This window comes from Chitinophaga sp. YR627 (genome assembly GCF_900114995.1).
GTDB lineage: Bacteria > Bacteroidota > Bacteroidia > Chitinophagales > Chitinophagaceae > Chitinophaga.
The window spans coordinates 66,488-82,059 of record NZ_FOUX01000007.1 but is presented as its reverse complement, the minus strand read 5'-3'; the positions used below and the strand labels follow the sequence as shown (position 1 = coordinate 82,059).

11 protein-coding genes are annotated in these 15,572 nt (G+C 46.3%); 3 read left to right on the top strand and 8 right to left on the bottom strand.

What is annotated here, in order from left to right:
• Positions 1 to 68: 68 nt before the first annotated feature.
• Complete coding sequence (locus BMZ72_RS32535) at positions 69 to 956, top strand: AraC family transcriptional regulator (RefSeq protein ID WP_089815082.1); 888 nt, start codon at positions 69 to 71, stop codon at positions 954 to 956.
• 22 nt (positions 957 to 978) lie between these two features.
• Here BMZ72_RS32535 and BMZ72_RS32530 read toward each other — a convergent pair whose 3' ends face one another.
• Both BMZ72_RS32530 and BMZ72_RS32525 read right to left on the bottom strand, forming a co-directional pair.
• Positions 979 to 1,794: an alpha/beta fold hydrolase gene (locus BMZ72_RS32530; protein ID WP_255373351.1), complete on the bottom strand. Its 816-nt coding sequence runs from the start codon at positions 1,792 to 1,794 to the stop codon at positions 979 to 981.
• 148 nt (positions 1,795 to 1,942) lie between these two features.
• A complete protein-coding gene (locus BMZ72_RS32525; RefSeq protein WP_089815079.1) occupies positions 1,943 to 2,929 on the bottom strand; it encodes an alpha/beta hydrolase in 987 nt (328 codons plus the stop codon).
• Between the two features lie 251 nt (positions 2,930 to 3,180).
• Here BMZ72_RS32525 and BMZ72_RS32520 point away from each other — a divergent pair, with 251 nt between their 5' ends.
• Positions 3,181 to 3,648: a GNAT family N-acetyltransferase gene (locus tag BMZ72_RS32520; RefSeq protein ID WP_089815078.1), complete on the top strand. Its 468-nt coding sequence runs from the start codon at positions 3,181 to 3,183 to the stop codon at positions 3,646 to 3,648.
• A 277-nt stretch (positions 3,649 to 3,925) separates the two neighbouring features.
• Here BMZ72_RS32520 and BMZ72_RS32515 read toward each other — a convergent pair whose 3' ends face one another.
• From BMZ72_RS32515 to BMZ72_RS32490, 6 genes are all read right to left on the bottom strand, one after another.
• A complete protein-coding gene (locus BMZ72_RS32515; protein WP_089815076.1) occupies positions 3,926 to 5,350 on the bottom strand; it encodes an efflux transporter outer membrane subunit in 1,425 nt (474 codons plus the stop codon).
• Between the two features lie 33 nt (positions 5,351 to 5,383).
• Entirely contained in the window at positions 5,384 to 8,557 is a 3,174-nt protein-coding gene (locus BMZ72_RS32510; protein ID WP_089815075.1) for an efflux RND transporter permease subunit, read from the bottom strand.
• Positions 8,558 to 8,660: 103 nt separating this feature from the next.
• Complete coding sequence (locus BMZ72_RS32505) at positions 8,661 to 9,845, bottom strand: efflux RND transporter periplasmic adaptor subunit (protein ID WP_089815073.1); 1,185 nt, start codon at positions 9,843 to 9,845, stop codon at positions 8,661 to 8,663.
• Positions 9,846 to 10,178: 333 nt separating this feature from the next.
• Positions 10,179 to 11,060, bottom strand: coding sequence for a helix-turn-helix domain-containing protein (locus BMZ72_RS32500; RefSeq protein WP_012790437.1), 882 nt, complete (start codon positions 11,058 to 11,060; stop codon positions 10,179 to 10,181).
• 281 nt (positions 11,061 to 11,341) lie between these two features.
• Entirely contained in the window at positions 11,342 to 11,782 is a 441-nt protein-coding gene (locus BMZ72_RS32495) for a MarR family winged helix-turn-helix transcriptional regulator (protein WP_089815071.1), read from the bottom strand.
• Positions 11,783 to 12,429: 647 nt separating this feature from the next.
• Positions 12,430 to 14,547: an endonuclease MutS2 gene (locus BMZ72_RS32490; RefSeq protein ID WP_089815069.1), complete on the bottom strand. Its 2,118-nt coding sequence runs from the start codon at positions 14,545 to 14,547 to the stop codon at positions 12,430 to 12,432.
• 204 nt (positions 14,548 to 14,751) lie between these two features.
• Between BMZ72_RS32490 and msrA the strand changes: the two genes are divergently transcribed.
• Complete coding sequence (msrA, locus tag BMZ72_RS32485; RefSeq protein WP_089815067.1) at positions 14,752 to 15,402, top strand: peptide-methionine (S)-S-oxide reductase MsrA; 651 nt, start codon at positions 14,752 to 14,754, stop codon at positions 15,400 to 15,402.
• The last annotated feature ends 170 nt before the right edge of the window (positions 15,403 to 15,572 follow it).

Sequence of the window (15,572 nt, the reverse complement as noted above, 5' to 3'; positions counted from 1 at the left end):
ACTGAAAATCAACAAACAACAACTCGGGCATACAATTGGCCATTATTCCGGCATAAAACCACTGCATTATGAAGTATCCAGAATATTGCCCCCTGTTAAAGCTCGAAGACGTAGACGCCAATCTGCCATTCCAGATCCGTACATTTAAAAATATGCGGGAAGAGATCATTGCGCATAACAGCACCCCGCATAAACAAAACTACATTGAAATCATCTGGATCACAAAAGGAAGCGGTACCCTGGTACTGGACCTTGAAATCTTCAACCTGGAAAGTAACAGCATCTTCTGTATTACCCCCGGACAGCTACATCAGCTGAGAGAAGATGAAAGCACTGAAGGGTTTATATTATCATTTACCGAGGCATTCCTCCACATGGGTGAGCAGGAATTTGACCTGATGTATAACTCAGGACTGTTCCAGGCCTTCTCCCGTTCAGCCGGTATCCGTGTCAATAATGATATCGCGAGAGAGATGCAGGAGGTGGCGCTGAAAATGCTGAAGGAAAGCAATAATGTTTATCTGTTCAGAACGGAGATGTTGCGCCGTTATCTGAAGATCTTCCTGATCTACGTTACCCGTCAGTTTCAGGGACCATTGACAACCGTTATTCAGACGCGTAATCTGGAACTGACAGAGAAGTTTAAATCACTGGTGGAAGTTAATTTCAAAACGCACCGCAAAGTGGCAGACTATGCGAAACTCCTGGCCGTAACGCCCAACTATCTCAATGAGATCATCAAGAAGACGACCGCTTATCCTGCCAGTTATCACATCCGCCAGCGTATCATATTAGAGGCAAAGAGAAGAGTGGCCTATTCTGACGAGTGCATGAAAGAAGTGGCCTGGTATCTTGGTTTTTCCGACATTGCACACTTCAGTAAATTCTTCAAAAATGCTACCGGTATCACCTTCTCTGATTTCAGAAAGGAATGCCTGGTGATCAGCGCCGCCTGATAACAGGCATTCCCATTTGTTTTTATTCAATGATCTTCAGCAATACGATACTTACTGAGTCCGGTTTGGACAGAAAAGGACTATGTCCTGTATTGAGCGCATATATCTTTTTGATACCTGCCGCGGCGGCCATCTGATTTTGCAGATCTATACCGATCGTATGATCCTGATTGGTATGGATATAATACTTATCAACTGAGCCAAAGTTTGCCGCGGTCACAACGGCTTTATTCGTGAACGGGATAGCTGGTTCGTCGCGATATTTCGCGACCAGTTGTTCCTTTACAGCAGCCGATCCATCCTGACAGAATACATCGGTCAGTTTTTCCGGTTTCACCCCAATAGTTGCCGGTGTCGGAAAGGTGAGTGAAGCCGGTAATGCGGATTGTTTATCCATGCCGGACAACTCCAGGATAGACTGACCATTCGCAGGCACGAACGCACCTATATACACCAGTTTCTCTATCTGTGCAGGTATTTTTTCAGCGATAGCCGTAATGACTGCACCTCCCATACTGTGCCCGACAAGGACTACTTTTTGCTTTGTCGCATTGATCGCCGCGAGTACTTTGTCCCTGTATGCATCTATCGTTACGTTCTGCGGAGCAGTTGTATCATCTCCGTGAGCAGGTAGTTCTACAACGACCACTTTTTGTCCGTGTTGTTCCAGCTGGGTTTTAACGGATTGCCATACAAAAGCGCCCTGCCAGGAACCGTGAACAAGCACAAAGGTTTTCGCGGGTGCAGCCGGCTGATTATTGTCGTCATCATCTGAGCAGGCAGCAAAAGAAAACAGCGTTACGCACGCAAGCATTAAAGCAATAACTGATTTTTTCATGATTCGTCTGTATTTATGCAAACAAAACTACAGGCGGTCATGCGCAACAATTTTAACCCGGGTTAACTTTTTCCAGGTATATAAAAGATAAGCTCCTGACCTACCATTACTGATCTGTCAGGAGCTTTTATAAAGTAACAGTGTTCGTTTACTGTTTGAGATATTTCTTCAGTTCTGCACCGGCATGATCCATCGCAGAACGCGTGCCAGGAACAGTCGCCAGCGGGTTTAACAGTCCCCAGTCATGGATCATTCCCTGATAACGCACCAGCGCTACCGGTACGCCTGCCTGATCGAGTTTACGTGCATATGATTCTCCTTCATCACGCAATACATCATTCTCAGCAACCATCACCAATGCAGGTGGCAGTCCTTTCAGTTGATCTGTTGTCGCCTGTAAAGGAGAGATATGAATATCGCTGCGTTCTGAAGGTGTGGAATAATTATCAAAGAACCATTTCATCATTTCTTTTGTCAGGAAACGGCCTGTTGCAAACTGATTATAAGAACCAGTTTCGAAATCAGCATTTGTTACCGGCCAGAGCATTACCTGTCCTTTAAGCGCAGGTCCCTGTTTTTCTTTTGCCAGAATAGCTACGACAGCCGTCATATTACCACCTACGCTATTACCTGCCAGCGCGAGGTTCTTACCATCTACACCGATCTCATCACCATGTTCAGCCACCCATTTGGTAGCAGCATATGCTTCATTGATCTGTGTAGGGAATTTTCCTTCCGGCGCAGGCGTATAGTTAGGGAAAACTGCAACAGCACCGGATGCCACAACGAGGTCACGCACCAGTCGTTTATGTGTAGGGAAATCGCCCAGTACCCAACCACCGCCGTGGAAGAACATGAACACCGGCAGTTTGCCGCTTACGCCGGCAGGACGTACGATATCCAGTTTTACGGTAATTCCTTCAGATGTAATGGTTTTCTCAGAAAACTCCACGCCTGAAACGTCTACCTGTACAGATTCCTGTGCACCTGTCAGCACAGCACGTGCATCCACAGGTGATAATGTTTCCAGTGGCTGACCGCCGCTTGTATTTAAAGCATGCAGGAACGCTTTTACTTTGCTGTCAATAGCAGGATCTACATCCGGATCCAGTGGTAACCTTATCTCTGTGCTCATTGTGTTTTAAGTTTATGTTGATGAATTAACAATTATCCGGTACTAATAGTTGCAAAGCTATTTCCAATATGATGCCAGGACAATTGCCAATTACCTGCAAGTGTTGTCATATTTATCGTGAATCAGGAGACAAAAATTTAATTCTTAATTTCTAACTCCTCTCCGGCGATAAAAAAGACAAAACATACTATGATCTGACAATTGATGTATAGCGGGTCCATGTATAGATTTGGGTTCCATTACAATAGAACATGAACACCACATACAGAGCTGCGCGGTTGAAAGATGCGGAAGTACTTACTATGATGTCCACGGAATTATACGGCGAAATGATCAGCCGTAAAAACCTCGCTCAAAATAAGATCGTCGCTACATTATTTTTTTATGAACAACGTCACAATATGGGCGCCGTACATGTAATAGAATGTGACGGAGAGCTGGCCGGATATGCTATCTCTTTCTGTTACTGGAGTAACGAATACGGTGGCCTGATACTCGGGATCGATGAATTATATGTACGCCGGCTGCATCGCAGAAAAGGCATTGCCGGTAATTTCATCAGGAGTCTTATCCGTGCGGGCGGGCATGATCAATCCTATGCAGGCATTGAATTCAGTATGCATGCGGGCAATGATGCCGCTGTAAAATTTCTTGATGCACTGGATATCCCGCGAAATGCACAATCAACTTATGTGAGGTTATTCGGTAAGGAGTACTAACGTCCATAATTAATACAAATTAAACCCTGATTCCTGCATTGCTATACAAGATCATTTTTTTCACCTTTGTATTGTTATCAATAAGATATCGGATCATCAGCGAAAATTAAACCTGATATTTTTATCAAGTTGGCATTGGTTACCAAACGGCTGTTTCTATTCAGGAACAGCTTTTTTTTTATAGTTGACAATAAAAATAAATAGCGCCACAGAGTTGTGGCGCTATTGGGTTACAAACATTTATCTACCTATTACAACTGTTCTTATTTTTCTCACCCTATTTCCATCCGCCTCCCAGACTTCTGTACAATTCAACAGAAGCGCTCAGCTGCTGACGGGTAATATCAGCCTGTGTGAGTGATGCCTGTAAGGATCTGCTTTGTGCGGTGATCACATCCAGGTAATTAGCCATTCCACTGCGGAACAGCATTCTCGCCTGTGAAGTGGCCAGCGCCAGGGTAGTTACCTGATTAGAAGCGATCACCTGCTGTTCTTTCAGTTTATCCAGTCTCACCAGTGAATTGGACACCTCTCCTATTGCATTCAGCGCCACCTGTCTGAACCTGATCACGGCTTCTTCCCGCTGGATCTTTGCGACTGCGAGGTTCGTTTTCAGTTGTCCGCGCTGAAACACCGGTTGTGTAAGGCTTCCGGCCACTGTTCCAAACAGTGAGGCCGGCAATGTAAACCAGTCGCTGGCTTTGAATGCATTCACACCACCATTGGCTGTAATGTTCAAAGCAGGATACATACTGGCCTGTGCTACGCCTACTTCAGCATTCGCGGCGACCAGCGCCATTTCCTGTTCTTTTACATCCGGTCTGTTACTCAGCAGCGCTGCTGGTACGCCGGCTGGCATCAGTTCGCGGAGCGGTGTAGTGATCAGTGTCGTATTATACACCACAGCGCCCGGCAACTCTCCTGCCAGGATACGCAGCGTATTCTGTTCGATCGCTTTTGCCTGCTCCAGCTGCGGTATCAGTAATGCTGCTGTCTGACGTTGTGCCTCTGCCTGTTGTACCGCCAGTTCAGTTGTTTCACCGGCTGTCTTCTGCAAACGGATCATCTGTACGATGGTATCGCTGAGTGATACGTTACTCTTTGCAATTTCCAGCTGTGCATCCAGCATCAGCAGGTTGTAATAACTGTTGGCAATATCCGCCACCAGCCCTGTCTGTACTGCATGCATACCTTCAAATGTACCGAGGTAGCTGGCCAGTGCCGCTTCCTTGCGACGTCTGATCTTACCCCATACATCGATCTCCCAGGAGAGTCCGGCATTCAGACTGTAGTCCTCGATATGATCGGTCCGCAGGAAGGTATTCAGACTGGTACCATTCAAACTGTTCTTTGAAGGGATGGAAGTAGACGCTGCTGCCTGGAGATTCACCGTTGGCAGCCAACCTAATTTCGCTTGTTTTAAGTATGCCTGTGCCGTTTCTATGCGTTTAATTGCCAGCTGCAAATCATAGTTCCCGCTCAGCGCCCTTCCGATCAATCCCTGTAATGTCGTATCTGTAAAAAACTGCTTCCATTCCAACGTCGCAATACTGCTGTCAGCAGCTGCCGTTGCCACCGTATCATTGTACTGAGCAGGCATTGCCAGAGCGGGCCGTTGATAATTGCGGCCCACCCGACATGCTGACAATCCTACAACTATAACTACAGTGACGATTGAAAATCGAATATATTTTAGTGTCATCCTGTTTTCTTTATACTTTAATATTAGATGCGCTTATACGGTTGCATCGCTTGTTACATCTGTATGATGTGTCGTCTTGAACGGCTTACCGCTGATCTTTTCCTGTAGATACTGGAATATGATAAACAATACAGGAATAGCGAAGATACCCAGTATCACACCGGTCAGCATACCACCGGCCGCACCGGTACTGATGGACCGGTTACCTAATGCGGAGGAACCTGTTGCACGCATTAACGGCGTCAGACCAGCCACAAAGGCGAAGGACGTCATCAGGATCGGACGAAGACGTAAGCGGGATGCTTCCAATGCAGCAGCTAACAGCCCCATACCATTACGACGGCGCTGTACGGCATATTCCACGATCAGGATCGCGTTCTTGGCTAACAAACCAATCAGCATGATCAGACCTACCTGCACATATATATTGTTGTCAATACCAAACAGGTTAATGAATACGAATACACCGAAAATACCCAGCGGAATAGACAGTATCACTGACAACGGCAGGATATAGCTTTCATACTGTGCTGCCAGCAGGAAGTATACGAACACAAGACATAACAGGAAGATGATCCCTGCCTGTCCGCCTGCTGCGATCTCCTCTTTTGTCATACCTACCCACTCATAGGAATAACCTCTTGGCAGGTATTGCTGTGCAACTTCCTCTACTGCTTTGATCGCGTCACCGGAACTGTATCCTGGTTTCGGCTGACCATTAATCGTTACCGCATTGAAGAGGTTATTACGGGTCACCGTTTCCGGACCGTATACTCTTTCCAGTTTCACGACTGCATTCACCGGCACCATTTCACCTGAACTGTTCTTTACAAAGATCTGATCCAGTGAAGCAGCTTCTGCGCGGGCAGGCGCTTCTGCCTGTACGATCACACGGTAGTACTTACCAAAACGGTTAAAGTCAGATGCAAAGGTGCTACCATAATATACCTGCATGGTCTGGAGGATATCTGATACTGAAATACCCAGCTGTTTGGCTTTTGTTTCGTCGATCTCCAGGTTATATTGCGGGTTACCGGCATTGAAGGTGGTGAAGGCAAAAGCGATCTCTTTACGCTTCATCAGTTCACCGATAAAACCATAGGCGGTATTGGCCAGTTTATCGAGTGGTCCGCCGGTACGGTCCTGCAGGATCACCTCAAAACCATCCACGTTACTAAAACCAGGTACGGTCGGCATATTGAACATAAAGATGCTGGCTTCCTTGATACCGGCCAGTTTGCCCTGCATCATCCCCATTACATCTTTCAGGTCTTTCATCTGACCACGGTCTTCGTGTTTTTTCAGTTTCACGAAACCTACCGCATAGGCAGAACTGTTAGAGTTAGTGAGGATGTTGAAACCAGATACGCTCAGGTAACTGTTCACTGATTCCAGCGCCTTCATTTCCTTCTCTACTTTATTCACCACTTCCTGTGTACGTTGCAGGGATGATCCCGGCGGCATGGTCACAGAGTATACCACGAAGCCATTATCCTCTGTCGGGATAAAGCCGGTCGGCGTTCTCTTCACCAGCCATACAGTTACACCGATGATAATTGCCAGGGCAGATAAAGCGATCCATTTACGTCTTACGAGGAAACGGATACTGCTGATGTATTTATTAGTTACCGTTTCAAAACCAGTGTTGAAAGCGGTGAAGAAACGTTTACCAAATCCTTTTGTATAAGCAGCGCCATGCGCCTGATCACTATGGTTGTTCTTCAGCAACAGCGCACATAAAGCCGGACTCAGGGTCAATGCGTTCAGTGCGGAGATCAGGATTGCGATCGCGAGTGTGAAGGCAAACTGCCGGTAGAACACCCCTGCAGGTCCCTGCATGAAACCAACCGGAATGAATACCGCGGCCATTACCAGGGTGATGGAGATGATCGCACCGGATATCTCCTGCATACTGGTGATCGTGGCAACCCTTGGTGACATATTGATGGTCTCCATCTTCGAGTGCACGGCTTCGACGACCACAATGGCGTCATCCACCACGATACCGATGGCCAGTACGAGTGCGAACAGGGTGAGCAGGTTGATGGTAAAACCAAACAGCTGCATAAAGAAGAATGTACCAATGATCGCTACAGGTACTGCGATAGCAGGTATGAGCGTAGAACGGAAATCCTGCAGGAAGATGAACACAACGATGAACACCAGGATAAAGGCTTCTATCAGGGTATGTTTCACCTGGTCAATTGATTCATCCAGGTATTCCTTCGTGCTGTAAATATTGAAGTAATCCACACCATTCGGGAACAGACCTGCTGCTTTTTTCATCAGCACATTTACCTGTGTCTGTATTTCGTTGGCATTGGAACCTGCTGTCTGATAGATAGCGATACCGATACCATATTTACCATTTACATGCGTGTCACTGCTGTAGGTAAAGGAACCGAATTCCACACGTGCCACGTCTTTCAGCCGCAGCAGGGAACCGTCTGCATTTGCTTTCAGTACGATATCTTCATACTGTGCATTCTGGTTACGTTTTCCTTTGTATTTGATCACATATTCGAATGCTTCCTTGCTGCTTTCGCCAAAACGGCCCGGTGCTGCTTCAAGGTTCTGTTCACGGATCGCGGTCAATACATCCTGTGGAGACAGGTTATTGGCAGCGAGACGGTCAGGACGCAACCAGATACGCATAGAGTAGTCTTTCGCACCGAATACCATTGCCTGACCAACACCGGTCACACGTTGTATTTCAGGGATGATGTTGATCTTTGCATAGTTCTGCAGAAACTTCTCATCATATTCAGACATTTCGCTGACCAGGTTCACCACCATGATCATACTGTTCTGCTGTTTCTGTGTGGTGATACCTGCGCTTACAACTTCCACCGGCAGGAGGCTTGTTGCTTTTGCCACGCGGTTCTGTACGTTTACAGCGGCGAGGTCAGGATCAGTACCCAGTTTAAAGTATACGGTCAGGGTCATGGAGCCGTCATTGTTGGACGTGGAGGTCATGTAGGTCATGTTCTCCACACCATTCACAGCTTCCTCAATAGGCGTTGCTACTGAGCGGGCTACCACTTCCGCATTCGCACCCGGATAGGAGGCTGTTACGGCCACGCTGGGCGGAGCGATATCGGGGAACTGCGTAACGGGCAGGGTGGCGAGCGACAATAATCCCAGCAGTACCAGGATAATGGACACCACCGTTGCCAGTACGGGTCTTTCTATAAATCTTCTTAACATAATTTGCTTGCGTTAGTTGTTTGTCAGGATGTCCGGAGTGTACTATCCCCAGCGGTCTTTGCAAACCGTGATAGCGGGGAATACATTACTATACTGTCGTCAGTTAAAGTGGTCTGGCTTTCAGCAGACTATCCATTGAAATGGGTTGCGGTTGGATCACCATTCCATCACGCAGACGGTCCAATCCGGTGTACACAACAGATTCACCGGCGTTCACGCCTTTTGCGACGAAATAGTACGCACCATTTTTACCCGATACGGTGATCGGTTTGCTTACTACTTTATTACTGTCGCCAACAGTAAATACGAAGATCTTATCCTGTAATTCGAAAGTAGCTTCCTGTGGTATAACCAGTGCGGCGGCAAAGGATTCGGAGAGTTTTACCTTACCTGTATTACCGGAGCGCAGCAGACCGTTCGGATTGGGGAATGTAGCGCGGAAACTTACAGCGCCCATTGTTTTATCGAACTGACCTTCCATAGTTTCGATGCGGCCTTTTTCAGGATAGATCGTGTTATCAGGTAATACCAGGTCCACCGGAGGCAGTTGTTTTACTTTTTCCGCGATGGTATTGCCGGGGAATTTATCCTTGAATTGCAGGAAATCCACTTCACTCATAGAGAAGTATGCATATACTTCATTTACATCAGAAAGTACGGTGAGTGGTTGTGATTCGCTACGACCTACGAGGCTACCATTCTTATAAGGAATGCGGCCGATATAACCGCTCACAGGTGCTGTGATCAATGTAAAACCTACGTTGATGCGTGCATTGCTGACCATGGCCTGTGCCTGCGCTACATTGGCTTTAGCAGCCTGGTAAGCGGCTTTGGCTGTTTTCAGCTGAATGTCGGATACGACATTATTGTCTACCAGTGGCGTCAGTCTGGATACTTCCAGTGATGCTTTTTCTTCGTTAGCCTGTGCAGCCAGCAGACTGGCAGATGCATTGCTCAACTGTTCCTGGTAAGGACGGTCGTTGATCCGGAACAATGGTTGTCCGGCTTTCACATAAGCGCCTTCATCAACGAAGATCTTATCGATATATCCATCTACCTGTGCACGGATCTCCACGTTCACTTTACCTTCCAGCGCGGCGTTATATTCACGGTGAGTAGAAGCAGGAACTGCAGCAGCCTTGAATACCGGCAACGCAGTTACAGGAGGAGCACCACCTTCCGGATTAGCGGAAGAGGACGCGCAACCTGATAATACTGCGAGCAGTATCAGGCTATAGAGAAAGCCTACAGGCTTTTGTTTGTAAACTTGTTGAAATAAGTGGTTCATACGGTTTTGTGTTTTCTTGATTATTGACAATAGCCGGTCACGCTGTAATCTTATTGGCGATTTCAGACACATTGTGGAGCTATGGGCAAACCCTGCCATATCCCTTCCCTGTTGATGGAAAGAAAATAGTTGTTGTTGCGTAGTGTTGGAACTACGAGGTAGATTTACTAAAAATAGCTAATAGAGAAATTTGGTTCCTGATAATTAACAGGTGAGATCATTGTACTTCATGAGCGTTCGGTTTTAGTTGACGATTGCTAAAACAGTTTCCATTCTATCCGATTTACAAAAATAGGACGTATAAAAAAGAAAATCATTTAACTAATTACGGTATTAATTGTACTTTTCACGGATGCTACGTTGAAAAGAAGCAGGTGTTGCACCTGTATGTTTCTTAAAGAAGCGATTAAAATAACCGTCATCTTCAAAGTTCAGTTGTCCTGCGATCTCTTTAATTGTATGTTCACCCCAATACAATAAACGCTTTGCTTCAGTAATACGTTTTTCGTCTATAATTTGTTTAGCGGTCTTCCCCAGTGCGGATTTAATCGTATCGTTCAGGTGACCCGGCGTTACGAACATCAGCTCTGCGTAGTGGGCGACCTGGGTTTTATCTTTGTAATGGATGTCGGACAGTTCATTGAATTGTCTGACGATGCGGTTGGGCAGGGTATCTGACTGTATAGATGCGATATCGAGTTGCGGCAGTCTGGCGGTAGCGGCCATCAGCGATTTCAGCTGACTACGGATGATCAGGTCACTGAGTGGCTGCGGGTTTTCCGTTTCTCTGAGCATGAGGCGTGCGAAGCCGAGCAGCTCTTTGAGCTGTCCGTCGGTCAGTGGCACAATTGCTTTTTCAAATACGCATGACCAGCAAACCATTCCACTGGCGGATGTTTCCGGCAGCAGAAATTCCGGAGAGAAAGAAATGTTCACAATTTCAGACAGGCTATCGCCGGTGTACCGGTAGATCTGATCAGGAGATAACATGATCAGTGCCGGTGCTTTCACGGTATATTTTTCGAAGTCTATATATTGTATACTTTCGCCGGATAATAACAACGTGAGGCTGTAATTGGAACGTCTGTGCGGCTCGGACACATCTTCAGGTTGTACCAGATAAGTTGTACGGTCAATATGAAATCCCCTCACAGGATTACCAGGCCTGTTGACGTCGGCATAGTCGTAAACGGGTATCAATACATTATTCCTCATAATACTTGACGTTTGGTATTAGTAATGCGCACTACAGTAAATAAGGGGATCAGGCAGATCTCATTATTGGATCCGGACAGAAGCAGGTGGTAACAAGTAGTATTAACGTATGGTGTTCGTTATGGTGGTACAAAAGTATACAATCCACCCACAAATCATAGTTATTCTTCTGATATTAATTTATATCTCGATAATTTAGTTCCATACGGTTTGCGCTACTTTTCAATCCTGCATTTAATTAGCCGGCTAAATAAATAATTTAAAAAAAAGGAAAAATGCGCTTATTCTTCCTCTTCCATGTTTTCCAATACCTGCATTAACAGTCGTCTGAGCAATATCTTTTCTTCTGTGCTCATGTTTTTTACCATCTGCTGCTCCAGCTTATTCCAGGTAGTATCTATTATATCGGTGGCTGCTTCTTTTCCTTTATCGGTCAGGCTGACTCTCACAACCCGCTGATCATTATTACATTTTTCTTTTGTGAGAAACCCGTTTTTCTCCAGTCGTTCAGCTGTTCTTGTCACTGTTGCGGGTGTTACTTCCAGATTTTCCGTGAGCTCGTTCATCGTCATAGGTCCTCCACACAGCAGTTGCGCCAGGAAATGCTCCTGACCGGCATGGAGCTGATGGGCAGCCAGCATCTGGTTGCCTTTATTCCTGTGTACCTTGCAGATCTGCGTAAGCAGGTGGCTGATGGTACTACACATCATCGGTCTGTTCATAGAACGAAGATAATACAAATTAATTAGCCGGCTAAGGAAATATTGGGAGCGTTAAGAATTAAAAAGGAAGGGTTGCGTGAAAAAGCATGAATGATTAATTTTCATAAAGTGTTAATTGGCGTTGATATACGCCCCGGCTGAATAGGTTACAGGTGTAAAGCGCTCGCTGAAATAAACGCCAACCTGTAAAGCTAATCCTGCATTCAATACATCAACTGTAAGGTTGTTCTGTACCTGTACATCAGAGCATGTAAACCGCTATCAGCACTATACAGAAAGCCGTTTGAATATCTGAGATAATTCCCAGATAAGCCGTAGATAACCCGTATATAAGCCGTAGATGAGCCATACTTATAGGAGCGGCTTATCTACGGCTTATATACGGGTTATCTACGGGAAGACAATGATTTATAGTGAATTACAAGACCTGATTAGTCCGGGGTTGGATATAGCCTGGCATGATTTGTCCTGAATGCCCCTTATTCTGCCTAAAAACGGCTTAGACACGAACTATACACGGCTTATATACGACGCATCTACGGGACATCTATAGGGTATCGGCGTCAGGGACCAACGAAAAAGGGCGCTTCAGATGAAGCGCCCTCCTGGTCATAATATGTATGAAATACTTAATTCTTCCTTAAATACTACTTAGCCGTTTCTTCCTTCGGCCGTTCTTTTACCAGCACCAGATCAGACATCGCCACGTTCATTGGAATATTGCCGAGTTTGACGATACCGCGTTTGTCACGTACCTCCATCAGCTTTCCTACCTGGCCATTGCTCCTGATCTTTACCTGGTCGCCCAGTTTCAGGTCGGCTCCTACTACCTCCTGGAATTTATCCTGGATCTTCTTTTCGAAGCGTTCGTTGATCTGTTTCTGACGTTTGTGGAATAACAGGGCTTCTGCCTGTTTCATGACTTTTTGTTTGTCATCTGTGCGTTTCCACTCAAAAACGATCTGTTTCAGCTTCCGCTCCATATCCTTGAGGTACTGGAGTTCTTCCTCCTTGATCTGGTTTTGCAGTTTCAGGGTGGTGAATTGCTGGGTTTTCCTTTCCTTATCGGACAGGATCTCGTATTCACGTTTCAGCTTTTCATTCTCCTTCAGGAGTTTCTGCAATTCTTTCTCTTTAGCTTCTACTTTCTGCAGATCCTGTTCTGCTTTGTTGAGCAGTTTATCCAGCTGGAAGTGTCCTTCATCCACCAGGTTTTTGGCCCGGGCGATGAGGGCAGGTTGCAGACCGATACGCTGCGCGATGGAGAACGTATAGGAGCTACCTGGTTTACCTACGATCAGTTTGTACATAGGCGACAGGTTTTCCTCGTCAAAGCCCATAGCGCCGTTGATGATACCGCGTACCTTATTGGCCATTACCTTCAGGTTGAGATAGTGGGTGGTCACGATACCAAAAGCGTGTTTCTTGGCCATTTCTTCCATGATCACCTCCGCGAAGGCGCCCCCGAGATTCGGGTCAGAACCACTACCTAATTCATCGATGAAGAACATGGTCTTACCGTTGGCGTTCTCCATGAAATACTTCATGTTCTTCAGGTGGGAACTATAGGTACTCAATTCGAACTCCAGGGATTGGGTATCACCGATGTGGATCATCAGCTGACGGAAAATACCGAGTTGTGAGCTGGGGTGTACAGGCACCAGCAGGCCCGCCTGCAGCATAAGCTGGATCAGGCCGACCGTTTTCATGGTCACGGTTTTACCGCCGGCATTCGGACCACTGATCACCAGGATATGGTTATCCTTGTTCAGGGTCAGGTTCACCGGGATGGTCGGTTTCTTGTTACGGCGGTTATACAGGAGCAGCAGCGGGTGGTGTGCATCAACGAGATGTGCTTCCGCGTGCGGCGTCAGCATGGGGTAGTTACCGTCCATGTCCAGCGCCAGTCTGGCTTTTGCCCTGATAAAGTCGTATTGTCCGAGTATCTCGTGATAGTTATTGAGCAGGTGACTGTGCTGACTGAGCTGATGGGTCAGTGTACGCAGTATTTTGTACACTTCCTTACTTTCTTCTCTTTCGAGGGACATCACGTCATTGTTCAGTTCTATCGTTTCTTCCGGTTCTACAAAAGCGGTACGGCGGGTATCGGATTCTCCGTGGAGGATCCCTTTCACCATACGTTTGTTTTCGGCGTAGATTGCTACTACCCTTCTGCCGTTGAGGAAGGCTTCTTCCGTATCGGCCAGGTAGCCCAGTTTGCTGAGTTTACTGAGACAGCGCTCGAATGCGCGGCGTAACTCGGTCCTTTTACGGAACAGGTTCATACGGATCTTCGCCAGTTCAGGCGTGGCGTTATCACGTACTTCGCCATGCTCATCGAGTACTTCGTCGATGAGGGCCGTGATCTTTTTCTCATAGTGCGTATGAGTAATCACGCTGAACAGTCCTGCATAAGTGACACGCCTGTCGTGATCAAAGAAGCGTACAATGCTGTGCATACTTTCCGCCAGCTTACGCAGCTGCATGATCTGTTCTTCGCTCAGTACAGCACCCTGAATGCTTAGCAGACGCAGTTCATTTTTCAGGTTCAGTACGTAATCGTTGGGAAAGTGTTCCTGCAGCAAAGTCAGCTGCTTGTATTCATGGGCCTGTTGCAGGGCCGTTTTTACATAATCAATGTGGGTATGCAAACGCAGTTCATCTGCCATTTGTTTGCCCAGCTCCGTTTTACAATGCTCTTTTAACAAAGCCTGTACCTTGTCAAATTCCAGCTGTACCAGTGCTGAATCGGGAAAATATTTCATCTTACTTATCCATACAAAGCCTGTAAACCCTTTGTTTACAGACGGTTAAAATTGGCCGATGCCGTTCCGAACCTCTTACGGGCCGGCAAAAGGAATGTTAAAGTTACTTAACTTGCTGATCTATTCCGTTAATCTTGTCGTAATTTAACTCGCTCCGGGTATCTGAGCCCTGATCGCAATATGGCACTTTCAACATTAAAAATCATGCGAAGATACTCAATATTAAGCTGTTTACTGGCACTAACTATTTGTGCCTGCGGACAGGGTGAAAAATCAAAGGACAAAGTACCAGACGATATGGCAATTAGCAATAACATAAAAACAGCGAAAGCCACCTTTGGCGGTGGATGTTTCTGGTGTACAGAGGCACAGTTTCAATACCTGGATGGTGTGATCAGTGTGGAATCCGGTTATGCCGGCGGTGCCATTGCCAATCCCAGTTATGAGGACGTGTCAACCGGTACTACCGGTCATGCAGAGGTGATACAGGTGACCTACGATCCGGCAAAGATCTCTTATGACGAACTTTTACAGGCTTTCTGGCAAAGCCACGACCCGACCCAGCTAAACCGGCAGGGAAACGACGTCGGTACCCAATACCGCTCCGTTATCTTCTATCACAATGAGGATCAGCACAAACTGGCCGAAATGTATAAACAGAAACTGGATGCCTCCGGCGCATACGACAAACCGGTGGTTACGGAAATAGCACCGCTGACCGATTTCTATAAGGCGGAAGACTACCATCAGAACTATTATAATGAAAATGGCTCCCAGCCTTATTGCCATTTTGTGATACAACCCAAACTGGCCAAATTCAAAAAAGTATTTAAAGATAAATTAAAGACGAATTAACTTATTGTTATACAGTTCATTGCTAACGCGAATGGGTAAACCCATTCGCGTTCTGCTTTATACCCGAAACATTACATATTTTCACATATTTAAATTAGGTGTATATTGCACTCCGGACAATATCCCGACCCTATCACACAGCAACTGTTAAGCGCTATATATACCTAAAT